We start from the raw sequence: 25,738 nt of genomic DNA on the forward strand, positions 1-25,738 counted from the left end.
TTCTTGCGACATATGAAACATCTGCTGTGTCTGGGTTTGTTGGCCGTTTCGGTGCTGTCGGGGGCCGAACGCGACAAGAAAATCGGAGAACCTGGCCAGTTTGATTACTATCTGTTGACCATGTCCTGGTCGCCCGCCTATTGCCAGGGCCGCAACACCGGGCCCAACGATCCGCAATGCGGCTTGGACCGCAGCTTCTCCTTCATTCTGCACGGGTTGTGGCCGCAGTATACAAAACCGAAGAACGGCAGCGGTTGGCCGCAGTTCTGCACCACCGACAAGGGTCTTTCGGACCCCAAGACCATGCTCGACATCATGCCGTCCCTGTCCCTCATCAACCACGAGTGGACCCGCCACGGCACGTGCAGCGGCATGAACGCGGACAACTACTTCAAAACCGCTCGCAAGGCCCTGCAGAGCATCAAGGTGCCCGCTAAGTTCCAGTCGCCGAAGGAGTACTTCACCATCAGCCCGGGCGAGGTGAAGAAGGAGTTCCTGCAGGCGAATCCGGGCCTGACCGCCGGCATGATCGCCATCTCCTGCAGCGCGAACTTTCTCAGCGAAGTGCGGGTCTGCCTCGACAAGAATCTGAAGCCCATCCCCTGCACAGGACAGCGTGAATGCAAGGCTAGCAGTGTGCGCGTGCCGCCGGTCCGCTAGCGGGCCGCCAGATGGATCTCCGTGGTGGCGCCGGCGCTGATCGTTCTCTCGATGGGCGCTTGCGCCGCGCTGGTTACCACCACTTTCAACTGAGTCCCCGCTCTCGTCACCGCCAGGTCAAACGCCTGTCCGAACGCCTGGATACCCTTTAGCTTCATGCCGGGCCACCCGGCCGGCAGCCGCGGAGTCACCGCAAACGAGTGCAGCCCGCTGGGCCGGATCCCGAAGAGCCCTTCCGTGAAGATGCGGCAGTACAACGCGCTCTCCGCCGCCAGGTGACGCTGGTTGCCCTCCGGCCACGCCTCCACCGGATAGGGTACGTGATCGCCCAACAGCCGCAGTTTCGAGTAGTACGTCAGGAATTCCATCGCCTTTTCCGTGGCCCCCGCCGCCAGAACGCCGCGCAGCGCATACAGGGTCGAGCGGTCCCAGAAGGTCTTGTCGCCCGCCTGTGTCGCCAACCCGTTCACAGTCCAGAGAGTGGGCGAGAACAGCGCGTCAATGGTCCCCTGAGCCCGGTCCATGATCCCCATCGTCAGCGGGATGCAGATCCAGGACCGCAGTACCGTATTGCCGTCGTAGTAGCGGTAGGTGTGGAAGCCGGATACCTCCGCACCGAAGTAACTCTCGATCGCCGCCCGCACCGCCTTGGCGCGATCGGCATACGCGCCCAGTTGACCAGCCGGCTGCCCCAACTGCCGCCCGAGCATCGCCGCCGAGATCAACGCATCGTAATACAACGAAGAGGTCGACAGATTCGCCTTCCCGGCCGGGAACCGTCCCTCCAGTTCGTCGCTATCCGAAGCCACCACCCCCTGCGCCGTCACTTTGCGTTTGCAGTATTCCAGGCACCACTCGATCAACGGCCACAGTTCGCGTGCGACCTTCTCATCCCCATTAGCCAAAGCGAACCGCGAAGCTCCGTAGGCAATCATCGCCATGTCGCCGCGGTCGCCCGCACCGTTCCAGAACGACAACCCGCCTGCGATGATCGAGCTCGGAATCGGCTTGTACTCCGGATTCATGTATCGAGCGAAGTGACGGTAGGCATTCAACGCGGATTCGTTCCCCGCCACATCCCCCAGGAACGGGAAGAATGGATTCGCATACTCCGCCTGGTCGTTGGCCCACACTGCCGCGTAATACGCTCCGCCGCCCGGACCGTGCATCAGCCCGCCCACCGTGTCATAGATGCTCTCGGTGGTCCGGATCTTGGCGAAGGCAAAGGCCGTATTCAGTACAGGATCCGGAGTTTCCAGCTGCAGCTTCGACAGGAATCCCGTCACCAGGGCCCGCCGCTGCCCCTCTTCCGCGGGCACGTCGAACTTCGGCTCCGGCTCCGTCGCGCGCCGTGCTGCAAGGACGACGCTGAACGTCGTGCTGCCGCCCGGTTCCAAAGTCCGCACTCCGGCGTCCAGGGTCTGCGCCGAAATGAGAAAGGAACCGTCTACTCCGCGCGCCGCGGCCGTCGTCACTACCTGCCGCGTCTCTTCCAGTTCCACCGTCAGCGGCTTGCTTGAGTTGTTCTTGAATGAATACGCCTGGAAGGCCGCCGGACGCCGCGTCGAGGGGAAAATCGTCCGGGTCAGCGTGACCTCTTTCTGGCGCCCGATCACGCTCTCGATCGTAAGCAGTCCCAGATGGTGCATGCGCGTCGTCACTTCGCCCCGCACGGGCCGCCCATCCACGAAATACCTGGGTGCTGCCTCCGCCGCGAAGGTATAGGAAAGACTGGCGTGCGTGTCGTTTGGGACAGTCCGCAGGGAAGGGAACACCAACTGCTGCCCGGCGTAGGGAGTGCCGTCCTTCCGGACGCCATAGGTGACGATCATCGACACCTGCCGCCCACTCATTTCAATCTGGTCCTGGTGTACCTCGCCCGGCTTGACGGCCCACGCGATGCCCCCATCCGGAGCCAGGCTCCAGCGCGGCGTAGTCTGTCCGGATAAGAGGGATCCCAGCAGGAACGAACTCAGGGCAAGATGGCGCAACATCGGCGAACTCCCTTGCCAGGGTACCGTAACTGCCCGTCTTGGATGGAGTTTGTTAGCGTCCGGCCCAGCGCCGGCCTTTGCGTCCGTTGACGATCATCAAAGCAATGACAACCGCACCCAGCAGCATGAAGAGGAGAAGTGGCAGGCCCATTCGCAGTCAGAATAGGCCAGCCATGTGACAGTTTGATGAATTCTCACCGTTACACTTCGCGGTCGCGCACACCCACCAGATACAGGATGCCGTCCAACCCCAGGCTGTTCAGGGCCTGCTTCGCATTGGCTCTCACTACGGGCTTCGCCCGGAAGGCGATGCCGAGCCCCGCCAGCCGCAACATGGGCAGGTCGTTCGCTCCGTCACCCACCGCGATCACCTGTTCCAGGCTCAGCCCTTCCTGTTTGGCCAACTCCTGCAGCAGCTGCGCTTTACGGGCGCCGTCCACGACGTCGTCCACCACTTCACCGGTCACCACACCATCCCGAATGGCGAGCGTATTCGCATGCAGGTAGTCGATGCCCAGCTTCTGCTGCAGCACCCGCCCGAAGAACGTGAAGCCGCCGGAGAGGATCGCCGTCTTGTACCCCAGCTTCTTGAGCGTCGAGACCAGGCGTTCCGCGCCATCGGTCAGGGGAATCCGGTTGATTACATTCTGTAGCGCCGACTCCGGCAGGCCCTTCAGCAAAGCCACCCGGCGCCGGAAGCTCGCCTGGAAGTCCAACTCGCCGCGCATGGCCGATTCCGTAATCGCCTGCACCTGCTCACCCACCCCGGCCTCACGCGCCAGTTCATCAATCACTTCGCCCTGGATCAGGGTCGAATCCATGTCGAAGGCCACCAGCCGCCGGTTCCGCCGGAAGACCGAGTCGTGCTGGAACGCGATGTCGATCTCAGCGTCGTCTGTCAGAGCCGCCAGTTTCGTCCTCACTTCGTCTTCCTGCACAGCCGCGCCGCCGCTGGTGCTGAACTCCACACAGAACCGGCCGGGCTCGTCCGGTGCCGTCAGTGGGGATCGGGAGGAAAGCCTGTCGATCCGGTCGATGTTCAAACCACCCGCCGAAAGGATGCCGCTCACCTTGGAGATGTGGCTCGCTTCGATCGTCGGACCCAGTACTGTGACGATAAACCGTTGCTTGCTCGCCGCGGCCACCCAGGCGTCATATTCTTCGGCCGAAGAGGCGGAGAACTTGATCTGGACGCCCAACTGGTGGGCCATCAGCAGCAACTCCGTCAACAGCGCCGACGACCGCATCTCCTGTGTCAACTCCACCAGGATCCCCAGCGCCAGCCCGTCGTGAATCACCGCCTGCCCAATGTCCAGGATGCGGACGTTGTACCAGGCCAGGATTTCGGTCAGCGCATGGGTCAGGCCCGGCTTGTCGTGGCCGGTGATGTGGATCAGCAGGGCGCTGGATGCGCCGGAATTACTCATTCTTCTAGCTTACAGGCGCCGCGCCGCCCAACGAACAGAGCCGCGCACGCAAGTACAGAGCCGCGCACGCAAGTACAGAGCCGCGCACGCAAGTAAGCGGAGGAACCCGCAAACTACTCCCGCCCAACCAAGATAGAGCCGCGCACGCAAGTAAGCGGAGGAACCCGCAAACTACCCCACCCTCAGCTACATCCGTGCCAGCCGAATCGGCCCGTCACCGGTCCGGATTCGCAACGTCGGGCCGCCGCCGTTCAACTTCCCGTGCACATCCTTCCCGCTATCCAGCCGGGAGGTGTTGATCGGGAACTCGAGTTCCACCTTGCCGTCGCCCGTATGGGCGTCCAGGTCGGCCGCGAACTTCTCGGGCAGGCGCACCACCACGTGTCCATCGCCCGTATTCACTTCCCACCCGCTGGTCATCTTCGAGCCCGGCATGACCTCGGCTTCAATCCGTCCGTCGCCGGTGCGCAGCATCAGCACGTCAAAACGACCCCGGGTCCGAATGCTGCCATCGCCCGTCTCGGCGTCCAGCTTTCCATCCAGCCCAATCGCTTCAATGCTGCCATCGCCGGTCCGCAGCCGGATCGAGCCCTGCAGATCCTCCGCCAGCACGGAACCGTCGCCGGTCCGGATGCTCGCCACCAGGTTGCGGGGTACGCGCAATTCCACCCGCAGCGACCGGTTGTTATTGCCCATCCAGTTGTTGAACCGCGGGATCCGCACGTCCAGATCCAGCCGCGAACCTTCCTGCCTCGGCGTGATCTGCACTCCGCCCGCCCCAATCTTCCAGCCGGTCGTGATGATCCGCGCCTCAATCTGGTTCGTGTCGGCGCCCCGCACAATCACCCGGCCATCGTTGACTTCCACCCGCAGGTCGGCTTGCCCCTGGATGGCCCATTGTTTCGTCCACTCTTCGCCCATTACCGGCGTCGCAGCGATCGCCGCCACCGCCGCTACCGTCATCCACAATACGGGCACACGCATCGTCAGCCTCCCCATTCGTTAATGGTACTGCTGTGAGTACGATTGGGACTGCTTCGATGTTCCAATCAACCGAAGAGACGTTACAATCGCTCATACCCCGGTGCCACGCCCTTCTACTCTTGCCCGGTACCTGGCCTGCGCCACGCTTCTCTGCCTGGCGGCACAGGCCCAGAATGCCCGTCTCCGCATCGGTGCAATAGAGTTCTTCGGAGCCTCCGGTCACGACCTCCCCTCTCTCCGCGCCGCACTCCCCGTCCACGAAGGAACCGAAGTCAACGCGCAGGACATGAACGACCTGCTCACTCGAATCCGCTTCATGGCGAAAGCCTCCGATGTGGCTGTCGTCTGCTGCGACCGCCAGAGTCCCGAAGAGTCCTGGACCCTCTTCATCGGCTGGCCGGACGGACCGGGCGAAGGCTTTCGATACGCGGATGGCCCGCGCGGCAAACTGCAACTGCCGGCCGACGGCGTGTCCCTGGCTCAGTCTTCCTGGGCCGTCTGGCAGGAGGCCCAGGCGGCCGGAATGTCCGACGCCGTGAAGCCCTCCTCCGATCTCGACATCAAGCTGCGATCCACTGAGTTGGCGATCCGCCAGTACACCATGCGCCACGTCGAGGCACTGCGCCGGGTCCTGAGGACTTCCGGCGACGCCCGCCACCGCGCCATCGCCGCTCACTTCCTCAGTTATGGCCGCCGGTCACGCCCGCTCATCAGTTCGCTCGTGGCTGCCTGCCACGATGCGGACGAAGGAGTGCGGGACAACGCCACCCGCTCACTGATGGTGCTGCTGCGCACGGACATCCGCGTCGCGGCCTGGGTCCCTGCTGCCGAGGTGGTAGCCATGCTCCACTCCGGATACTGGTCCGACCGCCAGCGCGCCGCCATTCTGTTGCTCACCCTCAGCGCGGAAGCCAACCCCAAACTCCTGAAGGAGATCCGGGGCCGCGCCTGGCCCATTCTGCTCGAAATGGCGCGCTGGCGCGGAGCCGACCAGGCCGCGCCCGCCCGTCAGCTTCTCGGGCGTGCCGGCGGGCTGGACGAACCCAGGCTGCAGGCACTGCTCCGCGGCGGCAACGTTGACGCCCTGCTCGAAGCGGTGGCCACCATCCACTGATTAGGCCCGCAGATACCAGCCCTTGCGGTGCATGCCATACGCGACCGCGAACATCAGCAGGGTGAATGCGATGGCATACAGCAGGGAAGCATTGTACGGCGATGCGATGGGTGTGAAGACGCTGTAGAAGATGACCGAGCGCAGGGAACCCGACGCCATGTGGATCGAGCCCAGCGTCTCCGCCAGGATCTCCGACACCATGTACACGCTGATCGCGTTCATCCCCAGGATCACGAACGGCCGCGTCCAACGCTTGTAACCCTGCGCGTCCACCAGCCACACGAACGCCGCAAACACCACAAAGTCGAGCCCCGCCATGAACAACGCGAAGGAACTCGTCCACAGCTTCTTATTGATGGGCAGCCACGGATCGCACATCAGGCCCAGCGCAATCAACACGATGCCCGTCAGGAACAGCCAGTTGGTGCGCTCGGCCAGTTCCTTGCGCAACCGCAGGATATGGCCCGCCATCACTCCGAACAATGCCGTCGCAATCGAAGGCAGGGTGCTGATTATTCCTTCCGGATCCCACGTCCTGGTCGAGGCGTAGTTGTGCCGGCCCAGCACCAGGCTGTCAATGTAGTGGGCGAAGTTGCCTTCCACATCCAGCCGGCCGCTGCCGAACCCGGGCACCGGCGCATACGCCATCAGCAGCCAATACGAACCCAACAAGCCGACGATCCAGGCGATCTGTCCGCGGATTCCGCATGTAAGGTAAATTACAGTTACGATCAGGTAGCACAGCGCAATTCTCTGTAGTACGCCCAGTACTCTCTGTGTCGAAAGATCGAAGTGCGGGAAGGCGTAAACCAGCAGCCCCAGTCCATAAAGAATAATCGTGCGTTGCACCGCCTGCCGGAACAACTGAAGCTTCGATACCCCATTCGCCAGGCGCTTGGCCGTCGCCAGCGTCAACGCCACCCCAACGATCCAAAGGAAAGAGGGAAAGACTGTGTCCGTCAGCGTCCAGCCGTGCCACTCGGCGTGGTTCAGTGGCCCGTAAGTGTGTGCGCCATCACCAGAATTGTTCACCAGAACCATCAGCGCCATGGTGGCGCCGCGAAATGCATCCAGCGAAGTCAGGCGTTCAGAACTGCTTGTGGTCGGCATGTTTCAGGGTGATTTATAGAATAGCCTGATGCGCAGTAGGCCGATCCAGACCGGCCTAGCCTCTCTTCTGATTCCATACTTAAGAATCCGAAATGAAAATGTTAAATCGCCCGGGGTGTGTCTGTTAAGTCCGCAACACAATCTGCCGATGATGCACAGGAAAGCAGTTTGACGGGTATTACATGATCTCCTTGCGAAAGCACATCCTGGAAGCCGATGACCGGCAGCGCCTCTGTTCCGAACTGGAGGCGAGCTACGCGGCCGCTGTAAGCACTATCGGCGAATCGCTTGTGCCGGTATCAGAGACTCTCACCGCTCATCACCGTCAGCAACTGCGCCTGCTGGCCGATGAACTGAAAGACAGCATCACGCTCGATTCCCTCCACACGGCCCGCACCCGGCTGGAGCAGGAGTTGGCCACTTACTCCGAGAAGTCCTGCCGCATGCTGGGCAACCAGGAGAAGGAAGTTAAGAAGATCCTCCTCTGCCTCTCCCAGGTGGCCGCCGTGGTTGCCTCGCAAGGCCAATCCAACAGCACCCGCTTGGGCGAGTTCACCCGGAACCTCGAAACCATCTCCCAGATGTCCGATCTGCCCGAGATCCGGAAGCGTTTGGCCCGCGAAATTGTGGAGCTCCGGCAAGTCGCAATCCAAGTCAGCAAGGGGTCCGAAGAGGCCGTTGAGAAGTTGCGCGAGGAACTCCGCACCTTCCGCAGCAAGCTGGACGAAACCGAAGTTCTCGCGAACACCGATCCTCTCACCAAGGTAGCCAACCGCCGCGCCGGCGAACAGCGCATCCAGGACCTGATCACCAACAAGCGCCAGTTCTCCCTGCTCATCTTCGACATGGACCGCTTCAAGAGCGTCAACGACCGTTGGGGCCATCAGGCCGGCGACAGCGTGCTGCTCGAGTTCGCGCAGCGCCTCTCGTCCTCGGTGCGTGGACAGGATACGATCTGCCGCTGGGGGGGAGACGAGTTCCTGGCCATCCTGCCTGACTGCGGCCTGGCCAAGGCCAACGAACGCGCCAGCCAGATCCGCACTCAGTTCAACAAGGAATACACCTTCAAGGCCGACGGCTCCTGGATCAAGGTCACCATTCTTGCCTCCGTCGGCGTAGCCGAATGGAAGCGCGGTGAGACCGCCGACTCCATCTTCCGCCGCGCCGACGAACAGCTCTACCTGGCCAAAGCCCGCCGCACCGCCTGACCCCTAGAAGCTCAGGCGCAATCCGACTTGAATCGTCCGCGCCGGACGAGAGCTTTGAATGGTCCCGAAGTCGGCCGCTCCCAGGGTGTGCCCCGGCACGTCGAAGTTCACCGTATTCAGCAGGTTGTAGAACTCGCCGCGCAAGTCCGTCCGGAAACGCTCGGTCAGCCGGAACTGCCGGGAAACCGTGGCATCCACCGTCTTCTGGAAGGGACCCCGCAAGCCGGAGCGCGGGCTGTTCCCAAATGTGAACTGCCGCGGCGTCTGGAATGCCGCTGTATTGAACCACCGCGCCAGCGTCCGCGTGCTGCTGGCCGCATCGGCAATCAGGTCGGGCCGTGTTGCGCCGGCCGGGAACGCGTTGGTCGTGTTCGATGCCGTCACCACCGTGAAGGGCGCGCCCGATTGAAATGTAATGAAGGTGCCCAACTGCCAGCCGCCCAGGGCCTTGTTCCAGAGTCCGTGCAGCACTGGGACTTCATACAGCGCACTCACTACCGTGCGGTGCGTCACATCTGAGCCGCTCAAGCCCTTGTCCAGCCGGCGGTTATAGGCGTCCATATAGCTCTGCGGGTCGCCATACTCGTTGCCGGACGCCACGTCATCGATGAACTTCGAGAACGTGTAATGCGCCAGGAACGAAACGCCCCGTGAGAAGCGCTTCTCGGTGCGCACGAATCCGGCATGGTAGGTCGAGTTTCCAATCGCGGGGTTGATCCAGTACACATTGCTGAACTGCGGGAACGGCCGCCGCGCCTGCGCATCACCGGAGCCCATCAACTCCGGCCGCACTTGGTTCAGTGTCAGGTCGTTGGCCGTCAAATGATGAGAAACATTGGCCAGGTAGCCGGTCTCCACCACCGCTCCACCCGCCAACTCTCGCTGGATGTTGAAGTTGTACTGGTAGCTGACCGGCGTCGGCCGGTCCAGTTCAAAGAAGCCGACGGAAGTGTTCGGTTTCTGGCCCAGGGCCACGGCGCCGAAGCTCGAGTTCAGCGCCTGCCGGGGCAGCACCGGAACTCCATTGCGCAATTGGATGGCGCTTTGCAGGTCAGCCTGGGGCACGACCAGCGAGATCGCGTCGGAGAAGCCGGTGGACGCCGTATCCCCAATCGTGTTGCTCACCGTCGGTCCGTAGAAGACCCCTCCACCGCCGCGCACCACAAACCCGCGCGCCGCCTTCCACGCAAAACCCAACCTGGGCCCGAAGTTGTTCAGGTCCGTGCGGAAGGCCCGCCGCGGGACGCCGTTCACGCCCGAGAACGTCACCACGCCCGGAGTGCCCGAGACCGGGTTGATCGCCGCGACGTCGAACGAATTCTGTGCGTTGTTGTCCACATAGCGCGGCAGTTCGGACTCCCAGCGCAATCCATAGTTGATGGTCAAGTTTGAGGTCACGCGCCAGTCATCCTGCGCGTACCACGACCAGTAGGAGGCCTTCGACAGGATCGGATCCGAGGCCTGGATGTTCACCGAATTCACTTCGCCCAGCAGAAACGAAGCCAGCGAGTTGCCCGTATTGGCGACGCCTGGCAGGCCCGTGATCAGCGAAGTGATGCCAAAACTTCCGGAAGAAGTGCGGTCGCGTGTCTCGTTGTTAGAGCCCATGCGGTACTCGGCGCCAAATTTGAAGGCGTGCTTGCCGCGCAGCCACGACAGCGACTCCAGGAACTGCGTGTCCCTGATCGGCGTCTGGTGGCGCGACATCGAGTTCGACGAGAGAGAAGCGTAGCCCGGCAGCGTGAAGTTGGGGAATGCCGCCGCACTAACCCCGGTCAACTCTACCTTGGCCGCCAGGTTCTCGAACGCTCCGAAGCGGTCGTCGATGAACTTGCGCTGCAAATAGGAGACTTTCAGTTCGTTCACGAGGTCCGGCCGGAAAATGTGAGTGTGCCCCACCAGGATGCTTTGGATGCGGGCGTCGTTCCAGTTGGCATCGGGCGCCGCCACGGGGTTTGTGAACGAGCCCGTATTGGCGATATAGGAATCATTGATGTAGTAGCGCGCCGAAAGTTGGTCAGACGGGCGCAATTGATGATCCAGCCGGCCCACGACAATGTTCCTGGTCAGGGTGGAGTTGGAATTGGCGGCGTAGTTGTTGGCGCCGTTGGCTGATCCAGCACGGTTGGGCAGCGGGTAGTAGCCGAGCACGTTCCGGGCCACGGGATCGAAACGGCTGTCCGGAATCGTGTTGTTCAGAAACGGCTGCCGGACCCGCCCGGAGGTGGTTGCCGGGTCGTAGATGGGGGCCAGTCCGGAGAAATCGCCGGCGCGCTGGGCCAGGGTCGGCACGGTCTGCAGGGCGATGATCGACGAGACCTGCCGGGTCTGCTCCCAGGTGAGGAAGAAGTGGGTTTTGTCTTTCTGGATGGGGCCGCCCAAGGAGGCGCCAAACTGGTTCAGCCGCAGCGGAGGACGCTGGGCGGCAAAAAAGTTCCTGGCATCCAGTACGTTGTTGCGCAGAAACTCAAACACACTGCCGTGGTAGGCATTGGTGCCGGAGCGCGTCGAAAGCGTGATCACCCCGCCGGTGGAGTGGCCGTTTTCCGCGGAGTAATTGTTGGAGATGACGCGGAACTCCTGCATGGCGTCCATCGGCAGCGAGGTCATCTGCTGCGGCCGCGTCAAACCGACCGCATTCGTCACGTTTCCACCGTCGAGCGTGAAGTTCTGATTGCGGGCCCGGCCGCCGGCGATCGCAAACACCGGATAGTTCTCCGCGCCCTGGCCCGTATCGATCATCACGACTCCGGGCGCCAGGGCAACCAGCGAGGTCGCGGCGCGATTCGGCATCGGCAGTCCGGCCACCATGCGCCGGTTCACGAGTTGGCCGGAACTGGAGCTTTGCGTTTCGGTCAGTGGCAGATCTTCCTGGACTGTGACCGTATTCGAGGTCTGGCCCAGCTGCAACGCGAAATCCACCGCCAACACCTGGCTGACGTTCAAGGGGATGGGCGTGCGGACAAAGCGGTCGAAACCGGGCAGTTCGGCCTCAAGTTTGTAGCTGCCGGGCGGCAGCGAGCCCAGGCGGTAAGTGCCTGATTCGTTGGTCAGGCTGGAAGCACGGGCTCCGGTCTCGTTGTTGGTCAGGGTGATGACGACATTCGGCAGGGCTAAGCCACTGGCGTCGCTGGCGGTGCCCGTGAGCACGCTGGTTCCGGTTTGTGCGTACAGGGCGCAGAGGAAGGCTCCAACAAGCAGGGGGAGTCTAAGATTCACTGGTGGTCTCCGGTGGTAAGTCGTTGAAATAATTGCTGTGCTGCCGGGCGGCTCTCGCTGTTGAGCAGGTGGTAGACCTCGCTGTCAAAGCGATTGCAGTCGCGCTGCAGCAGACCTTGGGACTTGTGCTCGGCAATAACCCAGTTCACGACGATGGAATAGTCCAACTCGCGATTCTGGGGTAGGGGCGTGTGGCGGTTGAGAACGAAATCGGCGCGGGGATCGGGGCCATTGGGGGCAGTAACGGCCCCGAGAACCGCTGGCCGCGCGGCGGCAGGGAGCGCCGCAACGGCATCCAGCACCAGAGACGCAGCCGCCTGGTGATGACCGTGGGTAGTGGGCTCGGGATACAGCGTCAGCACGGCGTGGTAGTGCTCCTCTTCCAGGAGCGCCTCCAGCCGGTGGCGGACAAAGGCCGTATCCCAAAGATGATCCAGCGCTTCGCCCGCGTCGAGTGTGAATCGCTGGTCGCGCTGCTGCAGGAAGTAGTGTTTGCGGACACCCAGGATCCGGCCGGCCTGGCGGGTTTCGCGTTGGCGGATCTCCGGCAGCCGGGAGCGGCCATTGGCTTCGTCCGTCAAAGAAGCCCCATACAGCGATTCGGCCAGTTTCGAGTAGCGGTAGCCGCCCTCGCCGTTGGTGATTACGACATGATCGACAATTGCGCCCAGTTCGTGCGTCAGGCGGTAGACCGTTGCCGCCACCACCGATTCGTCGTCGGGATGGGCAAAGACCAGCAATACCTTCAATGGGCTGGGGGCGGGCAGGGCCGCCGCGCCGGCCAGTGTGATCACGAACTCCTTGCGCGTCAATAGCATGGGATCAGGCGCTCAGCCGCACGGCACGCGTATGCAAAAGGACCAGTTGTTCGGCCAGCACCGAGGCGGGTTTGCCGCTGGCCAGGCTCTGCGATTCCAGCCAGCTGCGGGCCTGCTGTGAAGTGAGGCCGTGACGGCTGGAGAGCAGCCCTTCCGCCCGGGAGAGAATCTTGCGCTGGTCGAGCCGGTCGCGCAGCCGTTCCAGCTCCTGGACCAGGGCCGTCCGGCGGGACCGGAGCCGGGCCCGCCCCAGCAGGGAGCCTAGTTGCTGGCCCACGAACTCGGCAATGCGGTGGGCCGCTTCGGGTGCCAGGGCCGGATCAGCGAAACCGACGACGACGCGGCCGATTTCCTGGCCTTTGTCCACCAGCGGAGAGGTGTATAGCAGCTTGGCTTGATTGGGCAGCGCCAGGAAGTCCTGAACTTCCTGCCGCGCCAGGGGTGACCCGGAATCGAGCTCGACCAGCAGGAGCCGGAGTTCCGCCTCGCGCCGCAGCAGCGACTGGGTCTTCTCAACGGCCCAGGTGAAGGCTGGGGCGTTGTTCGCTATATGACTGATTTCATGAAGGATGGACACTTCGAGAGTAGAAACAGGGCGAGTCAGGGCAAGTAGTTCGGACATGGTTGGGGTTCCTCAAACGACCGCGGTGCAGGGAATTATGAGTTGCGTTGAGGCAGATTCAACAACAACAGCAGCCGGTGATTTGTGCGGCTGGCAGTTGCTGGCGCTGGGAAGGAGTGTTCATCGGCGGAGCTTCTATACTCAAAATACCTTTAGTGGACGGATAATGTCAACTAAAAAATAAGTATGTAGATAGAGTAAGTCTAGATTGAGAGCGCCGGATTGGGTTCGTCCGTCCAGTTTGGGGTCCCGTGCTCCCGTGGGCTGATTTTTGAAGGGGGAGCCCAGGGCGGAGGGCGCAATGCAGTAATGTAGTTTCTTGGCTTGTCACGTCGAATAAGGAGTCCGAGTGAATTCGATTGTTAGCGCCATAGGCTGGCACATGGTGGGCGCCGCGTCGGCCGCCTCTTTCTACGCTCCGATTGGGAAGGTGAAGAAGTGGTCATGGGAGACCACCTGGGCGGTGGCCGGGATTTTCTCGTGGGTTCTGTTGCCCATTGTAGTGAGCTACTTCCTGCTGCCCGACTTCCGGGCGTTCTACGCCGCGCTGGATTCCAGCGTGCTCTGGAAGGCGTTCCTGTTCGGCTCTATGTGGGGCGTGGGCAATGTGAACTACGGGCTGACCATGCGCTATCTGGGGATGTCGCTTGGCATCGGGATCGCGATCGGCACAACTCTTGTGGTGGGTACGTTGCTGCCGCCATTTCTGCACGGACAATTCCTGTTTCTGTTCACCTCCAATAACGGGTTGATGACCCTGGCGGGTATCCTTGTTGCCCTGGTGGGCGTGGGGGTTGTGACCTATGCCGGTCACCAGAAGGAAGAGCAGTTGGGGCTGACCGCGGCGGAGTTCGACCTCAAAAAGGGACTCATGTTGGCGCTGATGTGCGGGTTCTTCTCTTCCGGGATGTCGTTCGCCATTGACGCGTCGAAGCCGATGGAGCAGGCAGCGCTGCAGTTGGGTGTGAATCCGCTGTATGCCGCCCTGCCCAGCTACGTCATCATCATGGGCGGCGGCGCGCTGGTCAACTTCGCTTACTGCATCGGCCGGCTCATCATGCGCAGCGAACTATCGTTCCGTGCCGATTGTTCGCAGCCGATGGCTGTGAATCTGCGGAACGGCCTGCTGGCGGCGACCGGCGGGACCATGTGGTACCTGCAGTTCTTCTTCTACGCCTGGGGCGCGGCCAGCATCCCGCAGAACCTGTCGTATGTGAACTGGATGCTGCACATGAGCGGGTATGTCCTGTTCGGAGGGTTGGTCGGCCTGGCGTTGGGCGAATGGGCCCACGTGAAGCGGCGCCCCATCGTGATCCTGTGGATCGGGATGTTGATCATCATCCTGGCGGCGAACCTGGTCGGACTGGGGATGGCGATCTGACGCTGCCCGCTACTCGTAGCGCAGCGTTTCCACCGGCGTAATCTTCGTGGCCGAGCGCGCCGGATACAACGTCGCGGCCAGCGTCACCGCCAACGCGGTGGCGGCAATCCAGAGGGCGTCGATAGGACGCGCCTGAAATGGCACATAGGACAGGGAGTAGATCTCTTCGTCCAGGGCAAACAGCCGGTAGTGGTCGGCCAGGTACGACAGGCCGTAGCCGAGGATCAGTCCCAGGACGATGCCGGCGGCGGCGATCATCAGCCCCTGCGCGATGAAGATTTGGGCGATCTGGCGGCGGCGCGCGCCCATGGACAGCAGCACGGCGATGTCGCGGCGCTTTTCCATCACGCTCATAAAGAGTGCGGTGAGGATGTTCAGCGCGGCCACCAGTTGAATCAACGAGATGGTGACGATTGAGACGATGCGCTCCATTTTGAGCGCATTCAGGATCTGGCGGTTCTGTTCCATCCAGCTCGTCGCGCCGAGTTCCTTGCCGGCCTGCGCTTCGGCCAGGCGGGCGGTCTCCGGCGCGGCTTCCAGGTCGTTCACCTTCAACTCGATGGAGTTGACGACATCACCCAGCGAGAAGAGCTTCTGCGCGCTGGCCAGGGTTGTAAAGGCGAACTGGTTGTCGAGATCGTAGAAGCCGGACTCGAACAGGGCCGCGACGCGGAAGCGGGTCTGGGACGACCGCAGGCCGAACGGAGTCAATTCCCCTTGCGGGCTGATCAACCGCACCACATCGCCGACGCGCAGGCCGATGCGGCGCGCCAGATGGGTGCCCAGCACGACTCCGGGCAACCCGCGGATATTGCTGAGATCGCCCACTTCGCCGGCCGTGATGTGTTCGCGAAAGTCCTGTCCATCCAATGGCATGCCCTTGATGGTTGCCTCGGCCGATTGGATGGGCCCGGCGGCCAGCACCTTGCCGTAGAGCGCCGGAGCGGCGCGCCGCACGTTGGGTACTTTGGCCAGTTTGGCGCACAGTTCGCGCCAGTTGGCGATGCCGGAGCTGGGCTCCTTCTCGAGCAACACGACGTGGGGCGTGGCGCCCAGCAGGCTGCGTTCCAGCGAGGTGCGGAAGCCGTTGTTGATGGCCAGCGCGATGACCAGCGCCATGACGCCCGCCGCCACCCCGATCACCGAGATGACGGTAATCAGGGAGATCACGGCCTGACGGCGCTTGGCCCTCAGGTACCGCGAGGCGACGAAAAGTTCAAAGGCCTGAGTCACTTGGCGGAAGCTTCACGCAGCCATTGGGCAATCCCGATCTCGCCTTCGGGGCGCAGCAGCGGGAAGAGAATCACGTCGCGAATCGACTTGGCGTTGGTCATCAGCATGGTCACACGGTCGATGCCGATGCCTTCGCCCGCGGTCGGCGGCATGCCGTAGCAAAGGGCGCGCAGGTAGTCCTCATCCATCTGATGGGCTTCGTCGTCGCCCTTCTCGCGCATGGAGAGCTGCATTTCGAAGCGCTTGCGCTGCTCGTCCGGGTCGTTCAACTCAGTGAAGGCGTTGCCGATTTCCATGCCGGCGGCGAAGATCTCGAAGCGGTCGGTCATGGCCGGCTCGTCGGGGTTCTGCTTGGCCAGCGGGGAAACTTCCACGGGGTACTCGTGGATGATGGTGGGCTGGATGAGCGCGTCTTCACAATGGCGCTCGAAGATGTCGACCAGCGCTTCGCCGGCGGTGGTCTTTTCTGAGTGGGCCAGCAGCCATTCCGGGTCGCGCACATTGTCCATGGAGGGCTTCACCGGGCCCTTCCAGTACTCGCAAACAGCTTCGCGGATGGAGTAGCGGCGGACGTTGCCGAAGTCGAGCGATTGACCCTGGTACTCGACCACCGTGTTGCCAGTGGCGTCGAGTGCTACCTGCTTTAGCAGATCGCCGGTGAGCTGCATGAGATCGCGGTAGTCGGCATACGACTGGTAGAACTCGAGCATCGTGAATTCGGGGTTATGGCGGGTGGAGACTCCCTCGTTGCGGAAGTTGCGGTTGATCTCGAAGACGCGCTCCATGCCGCCGGCGATGAGGCGCTTCAGGTAGAGTTCGGGCGCGATGCGCAGGTAGAGATCGATATCGAGGGTGTTGTGGTGCGTGACGAAGGGACGCGCCGCGGCGCCGCCGTAGAGCGACTGCATCATGGGCGTCTCGACTTCAGTGAAGCCGCGATCCTCCAACTGGCGGCGGAACGAGCGGACGACCTTGGCGCGCGTCTGGAAGGCCTGCTGGACCTCGGGGTTGGCGATGAGATCGAGGTAGCGCTGGCGGTAGCGGATCTCGACGTCTTCCAGGCCGTGATACTTCTCCGGCATGCCCATGAGGTTCTTGGAGAGGAAGGTGAGGGTTTCGGCGTGAACGGAGAGTTCGCCGGTGCGCGTGCGGAAGAGATAGCCTTCGACGCCGATGACGTCGCCCAAGTCCAGCAATTGCCAGAGCTTGTATTCGTTCTCGGTGACCGCGTCCTTCTTGATGTAGACCTGGAGACGTTCGCCTGACTGTTGGATGTGGGTGAAACCGGCCTTGCCCATGCGCCGGATGGTCTGGATGCGGCCGGCGACTTTCACGATGACGCGGTTGGCCTCCAACTCTTCCGCCGTCTTCTCGGTGTAGGTGGCGAGGATGGCGCCGAGGGTGTGAGAGAAGTCGAAGCGCTGGCCGTAGGGGCGGTAACCCAGGGCGGCAATTTCACGGATGCGCGCGAAGCGCTGGTCGAACAGATCCTGTTCCAGGGACAAGGCGAAACTCCTAGGGAAAACCCCATTATAATAGGGAGCTTGCGGTCTCTTTCGATCATCATTCCGGCGTACAACGAAGAGCAGCGTCTCCCCGGTAGCCTCGAGACGGTCAAATCCTATTTAGATTCAAAGGGTTTCGACTTCGTGGAAGTGGTGGTGGTCGATGATGGATCGAGGGACAAAACGGCGGAAATCGTGCATCAGGCGGCGTTGCGAGACAGCCGGGTGCGGCTGGTTTCGAACCCCGGCAACCGCGGCAAAGGCTATGCGGTGCGGCACGGCATGCAGGAGGCGAAAGGCGACTGGGTGTTGTTCAGCGACGCCGACCTTTCGGCTCCTATTCAGGAACTGGACAAGCTGATCGCCGCCGTGAGGCGCGAGAAAGCGGATGGCGCGATTGGCTCGCGGGCGCTGGACCGTTCGCTGGTGGGGAAGCACCAGTCGTTTCTGAGGGAGTTCGCCGGACGTTTCTTCAACCTGATGATGCGCCTGGCCACGGGCCTGCCCTATCGCGACACGCAATGCGGTTTCAAGATGCTGCGGGCGGACGTGGCGCGCGTGGTGGCGGCTCGCCAGCAGAGCGATGGCTTCGGGTTTGACGTCGAGATCCTCTATATCGCTCATAAGCACGGGTTTCGCGTGGTGGAAGTGCCGGTCCGCTGGTTCAACGCGGAGGGCACGAAGGTCAGCATGTGGAATGGCCTCACCGCTTTTGCGGATCCATGGCGTGTCCGCCTGAACGATTTAAAGGGCCTGTACAAGTAGACACTCCGAAAACGGAAGAGGAGATTGAGTGATGCGCAGACGCACGTTCCTGCAGAGCCTGCCTGTGGCAACCGCGGCCGCTCCGGCGCCGCCCGTGAAGAAGAGCAGCCTGCGCATCTGGTTCGACGAACCGGGTTTGAAGTTCCAGCAATCGCTGCCGCTGGGTAACGGGCGGTTGGGGGCGATGGTCTTTGGCGGAGTGCCGGAAGAGCGGATTGTCCTGAACGAAAGCTCGGTCTGGGCAGGCAGCAGGCAGGATGCGGACCGGCCCAATGCGGCCGAGGTGTTGCCGGAGATCCGGCGGCTGCTGTTGGAAGGAAAGAACTTCGAGGCCGAGGCGCTGGTGAACAAGAACTTCATCTGCCAGGGCGCCGGGTCCAGGAATCCCAAGGGCGGCATCGTGCCGTTCGGGCGGTATCAGATTCTGGGCAATCTGCGGCTGAAATTTCCCCAGGGCGGTGAGGTGAAGAACTACCGCCGCGAGCTGGATCTCGAGTCCGCGATGGGCCTGGTGGAGTATGAGCAGGACGGCATCAAGCACACGCGGGATACCTTCGTCAGCGCTCCGGACCAGGCGATCATCGTGCGGTTGACGGCCTCGAAACTGCGGAATTTGACGTTCGAAGCCAAATTGGACCGGCCGGAACGGGCCACGGTGAAGGCCGAGGGCCGCGACACCCTGTTGATGACAGGGCAGTTGGACAACGGCACGGATGGCAAAGGCGTGAAGTTTGCGGCGCGGCTGCGGTTGATGGTGCGCGGCGGGACGATGACCGTCGACGGCGACACCATTAAGGTGCAGGGGGCAGACGCGGCGATCCTGTTCGTCACGGCGGCCACGGATTACCAGGGGTTTGCCGGACGGAACGTGAAGGATCCGGTGGCGGCCACGCGGGCCGATATGTTGAAGCTGGCGCGGAAGACCTATGCGGGGCTGATTGGCGCGCATCAGGCGGATTACAAGAAGTACTTCCAGCGCGTCTCGATCGACCTGGGTCCGGGCAACAACGAACTGACCACACCGAAGCGGCTGATCCAGGCGTTTGAAGGTGCGGCTGATCCGGGGTTGGCTGCGCTCTATTTTCAATACGGGCGATATCTGCTGATCTCCTCTTCGCGGCCGGGCGGCCTGCCCGCGAATTTGCAGGGTGTGTGGGCGGAGGAGCTGGAGACGCCGTGGAACTCGGACTGGCATCTGGATGTGAATGTCCAGATGAACTACTGGCCGGCCGAATCGGGCGGGTTGAGCGATCTTCATTCGCCTTTGTTCGCGCTGATCGAGTCGCTGGTGGAGCCGGGGACGAAGACGGCCAAGGCCTACTACAACGCGCGGGGCTGGGTGGCGCATGTGGTGACGAATCCGTGGGGCTTCACTTCGCCGGGCGAGAGCGCGTCGTGGGGCGCGACGACGAGCGGGTCGGCTTGGTTGTGCCAGCATCTGTGGGATCACTACCTGTTCACGCAGGACCGGGCGTATCTGGAGAAGTCGTATCCGGTGATGAAGGGCTCGGCGCGGTTCTACGCGGATATGCTGATCGAGGAACGGTCGCACAAATGGCTGGTGACGGCGCCGGCGAATTCGCCGGAGAATGCGTTCCAGTTGCCGGACGGGCGTCGGGCGCACGTGTGCATGGGGCCGGCGGTGGACATGCAGCTGCTTCGCTACCTGTTCGGGGCGTGTATCGAGGCGTCGAAGGTCTTGGGGATCGATGCGGAGTTCCGGAAGGAGCTGGAAGAGAAGCGGGCGCGGTTGGCTCCGACGCGGATGGGTTCAGACGGCCGGATCATGGAGTGGCTGGAAGAGTATCCGGAACCGGAGCCGCACCACCGGCATGTTTCGCACCTGTGGGGCCTATATCCGGGTTCCGAGATCACGCCGGACGGCACGCCGGAACTGGCGAAGGCGGCGGCCCAGTCGCTGGATGTGCGGGGCGACGCGTCGACGGGCTGGTCGCTGGCCTACAAGATCAATCTGTGGGCGCGGCTGGGGGATGGCAACCGCGCGCATAAGTTGTTGAAGATGCTGCTGGCGCCGGTGGGTTCGAATAGTACAAAGATGAACTACTCGTCGGGCGGCGGCAGTTATGAGAATCTGTTCGACGCGCATCCGCCGTTCCAGATCGACGGCAATTTTGGCGGTGCGGCGGGGATCGCGGAGATGCTGCTGCAGAGCCATAACGGGGTGATCCGGTTGCTGCCGGCCTTGCCGGACGCCTGGAGCAAGGGCAGCGTGAAGGGGCTGCATGCGCGGGGCGGGTATGTGGTGGACCTGGCGTGGAGCGGCGGGAAGCTGGAGTCGGCCACGCTGCGGTCGACTTTGGGGGGCACCTGCAAGGTGAGCGTAGGCGGCAAAGTGACGGAACATACGACTAAGCCGGGCGAGACAGTACGAATCGGTTAGGTTTCGTGAGATTCTAGAAGCATGCCTTATCCAGAGCCATTGATCATTCCCATGCGGGAAGATCTGACCAAGTTCGGTGTGGTGGAAGCGCGGACGCCCGAAGCGGTGGATGAAACCGTGGCCACGCCGGGTACAGTGCTGATGATCACGAATTCGGTGTGCGGCTGCGCCGCCGGTAAGGCTCGTCCGGCCATCGGGATGGCGCTGCAGCACGCGAACCGTCCAGATGTGGCGGCGACGGTGTTTGCGGGCGCGGACGTAGCGGCTACGGCGTCGCTGCGCGAGAAGCATTTGAAGGGGATTCCCCCGTCCTCGCCGTCAATGGCTTTGTTTCGTGACGGCCAGTTGGTGTGGGCGCTGCACCGGTTTGAGATCGAGAGCCGGCAGGCTCCGGAGATCGCGAAGATCCTGGTGGAAGCGTTCGACCGTTTCTGCACGAAGACACCGGCGTAACCAGACCGGGTGTGTGAAGTTGAGTTCCTGAGAGCCGGCTTTCGGGCCGGTTTTCTTTTTGTCATTGAGCTCAGCGGAAGAAGATCATTTGTGCGAGCAGGACGATGGCCAGGCCCACGAAGGACGTGATGACCTTCATGGCGGTCCAGGAGCGGAGCGTCTGCGGCACGGTCATCTCGAATGACTGATTGACCAGCCAGAAGCCGGCGTCGTTGACGTGCGACAGTATCGTCCCGCCGCAGCATAAAGCCAGCACAATCATCTCGGGTGTGTAGCCTGGAATCCCCTTCACGAGTGGAGCGACAATGCCCGCGGCTGTAATGATGGCCACGGTGGCAGAGCCCTGGGCGACGCGCATGGCGGCGGCCACGAGATAAGCGAGGACTAGGGGCGACATGTTGGAGTCGGCCAGCATCTTGCCGGCATAGGGTCCGACTCCGGAATCGACGATCACCTGTTTGAAGGCGCCGCCGCCGCCCATGATGGCGAGCAGGGCTCCGATGGGGGCCATGGACTCGTTGGCCATGCGGGCGATGTTGGAGCGGTCGAGGCCGCAGCGGAAGCCGAGGAAGAACATGGCTGCCAGCGCGGTGAGGGTGAGTGCGGTGAACGGGTGCCCAAAGAAGGCGAAGACCTCCCTGCCAGGGAGCGCGTAGGCATTGGAAATGGTGGCGGCGAAGATCAGGATGACCGGCAGCAGCAGGAGCAGGATGACGAGGGGGACCGGCGGGGCAGCCTGATTGGAGCATTCCACCACTTTGGCGGCGCGTTCGGGTACAGGGATGAAGAGGCGCCTGGCGATCCAGCGGCTGTAGAAGATGCCGCCTGAGATGGTCATGGGAATGGAGACCAGGATGCTGAAGAGGATTGTCTTGCCCAGGTCCGCGCCGAGCAACTGAGCGGCGGCGGCGGGCGCCGGGTGTGGGGGGACCATGGCGTGGGTGACGGTGAGGGCGGCAGCGAGGGGCAGGCCGTAGTAGAGGAGGGATTTCTTCGATTCGCGCGCGAGGCTGTAAACGAGCGGCACGAGGATGATGAAGCCCACTTCGAAGAAGATGGGCAGGCCGATCAGGAACGAGGAGAGCAGCACGGCCCAGGTGGCGCGGCCGGGTCCGAAGATGACGAGGATCCTGTCGGCGAGGGCGCGGCCTCCACCGGAATATTCGAGGAAGCGGCCGATCATGGCGCCCAGGGCGACGACGACAGCGATGAAGCCCAGCGCTTCGCCGAAGCCGTTCTGGATGGACTTGAGGAGCTGGACGGGTTTCATGCCGCAGGCGAGCCCGAGCGCCATGCTGGTGATCATCAGGGCAAGGAAGGCATGGAGGCGTGCCCAGAGGATGAGGACGAGCAGGAGCCCGATGGAACACAGCGTATAGAGGACGAGCGTATTGCCGTTAGGCATGAGCAGCCATTCTATACCGCATGCGGGTCAGCGCGTCAGAAGCGGGCGGCTGCGGCCATCGCTGCGGTACTGGTCGAGCAGCGCGGTGAGGGACTGCACGATTTCGGGTTTGTCCGCCCAAAGATTGCGGGTCTCCTGGGGGTCGTCGGCCATGTTGTAGAGTTCGCCTTGCGGTTCCCCGGCAGCGGGCGTGATGGCGGCCGGCTGGGTGAAGCCGCCGGAGCCTCGACCAAGGGCGAGTTTCCAGGGGCCGCGGCGGACGGCGAAGAGGCCTTGGGCGGAGTGATGAATGACGGCTTCGCGGACGGCGGTGGCGGGGCGGGTGCCGAGCAGGGCCGGGGCGAGGGAGAAACTGTCTTCGGCGGAATCCCGGGGGAGTCCGATGCCGGCGACTTCGGCGGCCGTGGCGCAAAGGTCAGTGAGGCAGCCCAGTTGTTTCGAGACACCGCCGGGCGTAATGCGGCCAGGCCAGCGGGCGAGGAAGGGGATGCGGTGGCCGCCGTCGTAGATGTCGGCTTTCATGCCGCGCAGATTGGCATTGGCGCGGTGGCCGGTTTCCACGCTGTTGGCGGGTTTCCAGTAGGCTCCGTTGTCGCTGGCGAAGAGAACGAGCGTGTTGGCGGCGCGGCCGGACTGTTCGAGGGCGGCGAGGATACGGCCGACGGAGTCGTCGACCTGGGTGACGAAGTCGCCATAGAGGCCGGCGCGGGACTTGCCCTGGTGCTCGGGTTTGGGGGCCCAGGGGGTGTGGGGGGCGGTAAGGGGCACGTAGAGGAAGAAGGGGTTGGCGGCGGCTTTGCGGGCGCGGAGGAATTCCTCGGCTTTGCGGGTGGTGGTGGGCAGGACCTCATCGATTTTGAAAGAGGGCGAGATGGCCCCGCCGCGGTAGAAGCGGCCCTGGGAACCTCCGAGGCCGGTGTCGCCTGGTGTTTCGGCTGAGGGCGGTTCAGCGGCGTGATCCTGGTCGACCCAGAGGTAAGGCGGCATGTCGAGCGAAGCGGGAATCCCGTAAAAAGTCTCGAAGCCGTGATCGGTGGGACAAGGGTGCAGCGGCTTGGAGTAGTCCGTTTTGGCGGCCGTGCCGAGGCCGAGGTGCCACTTGCCGAAGGCGGCCGTGTTGTAGCCGGCGTTTTTGAGGAGGGAAGCGACGGTGGGGCGGCCGGGTTCGATGAGGTTGGGGGAGTAGCCCTGGAGGACCCCGGATTTGAGGGAAGAGCGCCAGCAGTAGCGGCCGGTGAGGATGCCGTAGCGGGTGGGTGTGCACACCGAGGAGGGCGAGTGCATGTCGGTGAAGCGGACGCCCTGCGAGGCCAGCCGGTCGAGGTTGGGAGTGGGGATCTTCGACTCGGGATTGTAGCAGCCGAGGTCGCCGGAGCCCATGTCATCGGCGAGCACGTAAAGGATGTTGGGACGGGCGGCGGTGTGTTGCGCGGCCCAGGCAGCCGCCGGAAGTGTCTGCAGGAAGGATCGGCGCAGCATGGTGGTGGGGCGAGCATATCACAGCGTCCTGCAGGAGATTGCGGAACGGGTTATTATTGCCAATGACCGGGTCTGCTGAGTGTGATTCTGCAAATAACCATAAAAGGGTGAACGAATGCTTTTGAGAAATGCCGCGGTGTTCCTGCTGTGTCTCGCGCCAGCTTGCTTCGGCCAACTGACGACGGATCAGAAGGTGTCGGATTTCCTGCAACTAGCGGGATTGTATGCAAAGAACTACGCTCCATACGAGTGGAAGCGCGATGTGATGGGCTTCGATCTCTATGACGTCAAGCCCTGGGTGGCGAAGGTCAAGAATTCGAAAAGCGATATAGAGTTTCTGGATCTGTGCGTGCGCTATGTAGCAAGTCTGCAAGATAGCCATGACGAGTTCTATATTCCCTCAGACTTCATTGCGGACATGCGCATTCTGGTGGATATCTACGACGGAAAGGTATTGATCGAGGGCGTGGACCGGACGGCGCTGCCGAGGCGACTGTTCCCGATCGACGTGGGTTCGGAGCTGGTGTCGGTGGACGGCGTGCCTGTGGATGACCTGATCCAGCAGTTGATCCCGTATGCGGCGGATGGTTCCGGCAACGTGATCACGCGGCGCCGGCTTGCGGCCGATGCGATGACCTACCGTTTGCAGACGCTGATGCCGCCGGCCGGCCTGATTGGCGATTCGGCGGTGATTGTGGTGCGCGGCCTGGATGGGACGGAAGCGACCTACACGGTGCCGTGGGTGAAGTCGGGTACGCCGATGATCACGGTGGGGCCGGTGCCCGGCTTCGACCTGAGCTCCTACAAGCGGCCTGATCCGGTGGCCGCCACGCGGGCACTGCTATCGCACCGCGGGATCGACCAGATGGAGCGGCGTTCGACGGGCAGTGCGCTGCGGGCCGCAGTGGCTGGCCGGGGCGAGCGTGGATTGACGCGCGAGAAGGTGCGCGCTGAGGAAGAGGCGGTGCCCGACTATATGGTGCCGTTGAAGGAACTGCAAACGATGGAAGGGATCCACACGAAGGTGGGCTCCACGGGGTTTGCCTACTTCTATCCGATGTTCGATCCGCCGGCAAACTTCCAGTACCGGCTTGGGTTTGGCAGCACGGATGAGTTCTTTTCCGGCACGTACAAGGCGGGCGCGTACAATATCGGGTTCATTCGCATTCCGGACATGAGTCCGACAAATTCGACGTTGGCCTTGACGCAGTTTGCCTCGGAAATGGCTTACTTCAATGCGAACACGGACGGACTGGTCATTGATGTGATGAACAATGGCGGCGGGAACCTGTGCTATACGCAGTCGCTGGAGCAGTATCTGTTTCCGCAGCCGTTCCGGGGTGTCGCTTACGAAATGCGCGCGACGCAGACGTGGGTGAATTTCTTCTCGACGACGTTGACGGCGGCGAAGCGTGCGAACGCTCCGCAGTATGCGATCGAGCTGTATACGGCTTATCTGAATGAAGTGAAGATGGCGTTGTCGGAGAACCGCGGGCGCACCGGCTCACTGCCGGTCTGCACTTTGAGCTTCGAGAATGTTCAGCCGGCCACGGACAAGACTGGGGCGGTGGTGGCGTACAAGAAGCCGATCCTGGTGGTGACCGATGAGTTCACCATTTCGGCGGGCGAAGCGTTCACGATGATGCTGCAGGACGGCGACCGTGCGACGGTTTACGGCATGCGGACGGACGGCGGCGGCGGCAATCCTGGCGCGTATAATGCGACGACGTACTCAGAGAGTGCGACGCGCGTGACGCGCACGTTTGTCACGCGGAGCAAGTTGGCGGTGACGCCGGACTTCCCTCCGGCCAACCATATGGAGAACGTCGGCGTGTATCCGGACATCCTGATGGACTACATGACGAAGGAGAACTTCGACACGTTTGGCGGTCCGTTCGTGGATGGGTTTACGGCGGCGATCGTGGACAAGATCGCGAAGGGTCAGTAAGCGAAGAGACCG

The 25,738-nt window shown here is 62.6% G+C and carries 19 protein-coding genes; 8 read left to right on the top strand and 11 right to left on the bottom strand.

Annotated features, from left to right (window positions below; all coding sequences use genetic code 11):
- Positions 1-12: 12 nt before the first annotated feature.
- Positions 13-660, top strand: a complete 648-nt coding sequence (locus ACR9Y2_RS29580) for a ribonuclease T2 family protein (RefSeq protein WP_435045476.1) — start codon at positions 13-15, stop codon at positions 658-660.
- Here ACR9Y2_RS29580 and ACR9Y2_RS29585 read toward each other — a convergent pair.
- From ACR9Y2_RS29585 to ACR9Y2_RS29595, 3 genes are all read right to left on the bottom strand, one after another.
- The gene (locus tag ACR9Y2_RS29585) at positions 657-2,654 is read right to left on the bottom strand and encodes a hypothetical protein (RefSeq protein WP_435045477.1); all 1,998 of its coding nucleotides are present in this window, start codon (positions 2,652-2,654) and stop codon (positions 657-659) included. The two genes, ACR9Y2_RS29580 and ACR9Y2_RS29585, sit on opposite strands and share 4 nt — an antisense overlap.
- Positions 2,655-2,854: 200 nt before the next feature.
- Positions 2,855-4,081, bottom strand: a complete 1,227-nt coding sequence (serB, locus tag ACR9Y2_RS29590; RefSeq protein WP_435045478.1) for a phosphoserine phosphatase SerB — start codon at positions 4,079-4,081, stop codon at positions 2,855-2,857.
- A gap of 186 nt (positions 4,082-4,267) precedes the next feature.
- Positions 4,268-5,065: a DUF4097 family beta strand repeat-containing protein gene (locus tag ACR9Y2_RS29595; RefSeq protein ID WP_435045479.1), complete on the bottom strand. Its 798-nt coding sequence runs from the start codon at positions 5,063-5,065 to the stop codon at positions 4,268-4,270.
- A 100-nt stretch (positions 5,066-5,165) separates the two neighbouring features.
- Between ACR9Y2_RS29595 and ACR9Y2_RS29600 the strand changes: the two genes are divergently transcribed.
- Positions 5,166-6,179, top strand: coding sequence for a hypothetical protein (locus ACR9Y2_RS29600; RefSeq protein WP_435045480.1), 1,014 nt, complete (start codon positions 5,166-5,168; stop codon positions 6,177-6,179).
- Here ACR9Y2_RS29600 and ACR9Y2_RS29605 read toward each other — a convergent pair whose 3' ends face one another.
- Entirely contained in the window at positions 6,180-7,289 is a 1,110-nt protein-coding gene (locus tag ACR9Y2_RS29605; protein ID WP_435045481.1) for an acyltransferase family protein, read from the bottom strand.
- A 182-nt stretch (positions 7,290-7,471) separates the two neighbouring features.
- Between ACR9Y2_RS29605 and ACR9Y2_RS29610 the strand changes: the two genes are divergently transcribed.
- Positions 7,472-8,497, top strand: a complete 1,026-nt coding sequence (locus ACR9Y2_RS29610) for a diguanylate cyclase domain-containing protein (protein WP_435045482.1) — start codon at positions 7,472-7,474, stop codon at positions 8,495-8,497.
- Positions 8,498-8,500: 3 nt separating this feature from the next.
- Here ACR9Y2_RS29610 and ACR9Y2_RS29615 read toward each other — a convergent pair whose 3' ends face one another.
- From ACR9Y2_RS29615 to ACR9Y2_RS29625, 3 genes are read right to left on the bottom strand one after another with little or no spacing between them, the layout of a single operon-like run.
- The gene (locus ACR9Y2_RS29615) at positions 8,501-11,716 is read right to left on the bottom strand and encodes a carboxypeptidase regulatory-like domain-containing protein (protein ID WP_435045483.1); all 3,216 of its coding nucleotides are present in this window, start codon (positions 11,714-11,716) and stop codon (positions 8,501-8,503) included.
- Entirely contained in the window at positions 11,713-12,534 is an 822-nt protein-coding gene (locus ACR9Y2_RS29620) for a PIG-L family deacetylase (RefSeq protein WP_435045484.1), read from the bottom strand. Before ACR9Y2_RS29620 ends, ACR9Y2_RS29615 begins: the two co-directional genes overlap by 4 nt.
- A gap of 4 nt (positions 12,535-12,538) precedes the next feature.
- The gene (locus ACR9Y2_RS29625) at positions 12,539-13,156 is read right to left on the bottom strand and encodes an ANTAR domain-containing protein (protein ID WP_435045485.1); all 618 of its coding nucleotides are present in this window, start codon (positions 13,154-13,156) and stop codon (positions 12,539-12,541) included.
- A 349-nt stretch (positions 13,157-13,505) separates the two neighbouring features.
- On the opposite strand from ACR9Y2_RS29625, the gene rhaT reads away from it, so the two are divergent.
- Positions 13,506-14,537 (top strand): L-rhamnose/proton symporter RhaT, encoded by a 1,032-nt coding sequence (gene rhaT / locus ACR9Y2_RS29630; protein ID WP_435045486.1) that lies wholly within the window; start codon positions 13,506-13,508, stop codon positions 14,535-14,537.
- 9 nt (positions 14,538-14,546) lie between these two features.
- On the opposite strand, the gene ACR9Y2_RS29635 is transcribed toward rhaT, so the two are convergent.
- On the bottom strand, positions 14,547-15,770 hold the full coding sequence (locus ACR9Y2_RS29635; protein ID WP_435045487.1) for an FtsX-like permease family protein: 1,224 nt from the start codon (positions 15,768-15,770) through the stop codon (positions 14,547-14,549).
- Positions 15,767-17,275: a lysine--tRNA ligase gene (gene lysS / locus ACR9Y2_RS29640; protein WP_435045488.1), complete on the bottom strand. Its 1,509-nt coding sequence runs from the start codon at positions 17,273-17,275 to the stop codon at positions 15,767-15,769. The genes ACR9Y2_RS29635 and lysS overlap by 4 nt, the downstream gene beginning before the upstream one ends.
- Positions 17,276-17,314: 39 nt before the next feature.
- On the opposite strand from lysS, the gene ACR9Y2_RS29645 reads away from it, so the two are divergent.
- The 3 genes from ACR9Y2_RS29645 to ACR9Y2_RS29655 are packed head-to-tail and all read left to right on the top strand — an operon-like array spanning position 17,315 to position 20,894.
- A complete protein-coding gene (locus ACR9Y2_RS29645; RefSeq protein WP_435045489.1) occupies positions 17,315-18,040 on the top strand; it encodes a dolichyl-phosphate beta-glucosyltransferase in 726 nt (241 codons plus the stop codon).
- Positions 18,041-18,071: 31 nt separating this feature from the next.
- Positions 18,072-20,441 carry a glycoside hydrolase family 95 protein gene (locus ACR9Y2_RS29650; protein ID WP_435045490.1) on the top strand — a complete coding sequence of 790 codons (2,370 nt, stop codon included), beginning with the start codon at positions 18,072-18,074 and terminating at the stop codon, positions 20,439-20,441.
- Positions 20,442-20,462: 21 nt separating this feature from the next.
- The gene (locus tag ACR9Y2_RS29655; RefSeq protein ID WP_435045491.1) at positions 20,463-20,894 is read left to right on the top strand and encodes a BrxA/BrxB family bacilliredoxin; all 432 of its coding nucleotides are present in this window, start codon (positions 20,463-20,465) and stop codon (positions 20,892-20,894) included.
- Positions 20,895-20,964: 70 nt separating this feature from the next.
- Here ACR9Y2_RS29655 and ACR9Y2_RS29660 read toward each other — a convergent pair whose 3' ends face one another.
- Together ACR9Y2_RS29660 and ACR9Y2_RS29665 are read right to left on the bottom strand one after the other, a co-directional pair.
- Positions 20,965-22,299, bottom strand: coding sequence for a gluconate:H+ symporter (locus tag ACR9Y2_RS29660; RefSeq protein ID WP_435045492.1), 1,335 nt, complete (start codon positions 22,297-22,299; stop codon positions 20,965-20,967).
- Positions 22,300-22,326: 27 nt separating this feature from the next.
- On the bottom strand, positions 22,327-23,778 hold the full coding sequence (locus ACR9Y2_RS29665) for a sulfatase family protein (protein ID WP_435045493.1): 1,452 nt from the start codon (positions 23,776-23,778) through the stop codon (positions 22,327-22,329).
- A gap of 115 nt (positions 23,779-23,893) precedes the next feature.
- Between ACR9Y2_RS29665 and ACR9Y2_RS29670 the strand changes: the two genes are divergently transcribed.
- Complete coding sequence (locus ACR9Y2_RS29670) at positions 23,894-25,726, top strand: S41 family peptidase (protein WP_435045494.1); 1,833 nt, start codon at positions 23,894-23,896, stop codon at positions 25,724-25,726.
- Positions 25,727-25,738: the final 12 nt, after the last annotated feature.

Origin of the sequence: Paludibaculum fermentans (assembly GCF_051172195.1) — a bacterium.
Taxonomy (GTDB): domain Bacteria; phylum Acidobacteriota; class Terriglobia; order Bryobacterales; family Bryobacteraceae; genus Paludibaculum; species Paludibaculum fermentans_A.

Excerpts from the sequence above, each read along its gene's own strand:
- ACR9Y2_RS29580 (WP_435045476.1), top strand. The coding sequence starts at position 13 with ATGAAACATCTGCTGTGTCTGGGTTTGTTGGCCGTTTCGGTGCTGTCG.
- ACR9Y2_RS29585 (WP_435045477.1), bottom strand. The coding sequence starts at position 2,654 with ATGTTGCGCCATCTTGCCCTGAGTTCGTTCCTGCTGGGATCCCTCTTA.
- serB (WP_435045478.1), bottom strand. The coding sequence starts at position 4,081 with ATGAGTAATTCCGGCGCATCCAGCGCCCTGCTGATCCACATCACCGGC.
- ACR9Y2_RS29595 (WP_435045479.1), bottom strand. The coding sequence starts at position 5,065 with ATGCGTGTGCCCGTATTGTGGATGACGGTAGCGGCGGTGGCGGCGATC.
- ACR9Y2_RS29605 (WP_435045481.1), bottom strand. The coding sequence starts at position 7,289 with ATGCCGACCACAAGCAGTTCTGAACGCCTGACTTCGCTGGATGCATTT.
- ACR9Y2_RS29610 (WP_435045482.1), top strand. The coding sequence starts at position 7,472 with ATGATCTCCTTGCGAAAGCACATCCTGGAAGCCGATGACCGGCAGCGC.
- ACR9Y2_RS29620 (WP_435045484.1), bottom strand. The coding sequence starts at position 12,534 with ATGCTATTGACGCGCAAGGAGTTCGTGATCACACTGGCCGGCGCGGCG.
- ACR9Y2_RS29625 (WP_435045485.1), bottom strand. The coding sequence starts at position 13,156 with ATGTCCGAACTACTTGCCCTGACTCGCCCTGTTTCTACTCTCGAAGTG.
- ACR9Y2_RS29650 (WP_435045490.1), top strand. The coding sequence starts at position 18,072 with ATGCGCAGACGCACGTTCCTGCAGAGCCTGCCTGTGGCAACCGCGGCC.
- ACR9Y2_RS29655 (WP_435045491.1), top strand. The coding sequence starts at position 20,463 with ATGCCTTATCCAGAGCCATTGATCATTCCCATGCGGGAAGATCTGACC.
- ACR9Y2_RS29660 (WP_435045492.1), bottom strand. The coding sequence starts at position 22,299 with ATGCCTAACGGCAATACGCTCGTCCTCTATACGCTGTGTTCCATCGGG.
- ACR9Y2_RS29665 (WP_435045493.1), bottom strand. The coding sequence starts at position 23,778 with ATGCTGCGCCGATCCTTCCTGCAGACACTTCCGGCGGCTGCCTGGGCC.
- ACR9Y2_RS29670 (WP_435045494.1), top strand. The coding sequence starts at position 23,894 with ATGCTTTTGAGAAATGCCGCGGTGTTCCTGCTGTGTCTCGCGCCAGCT.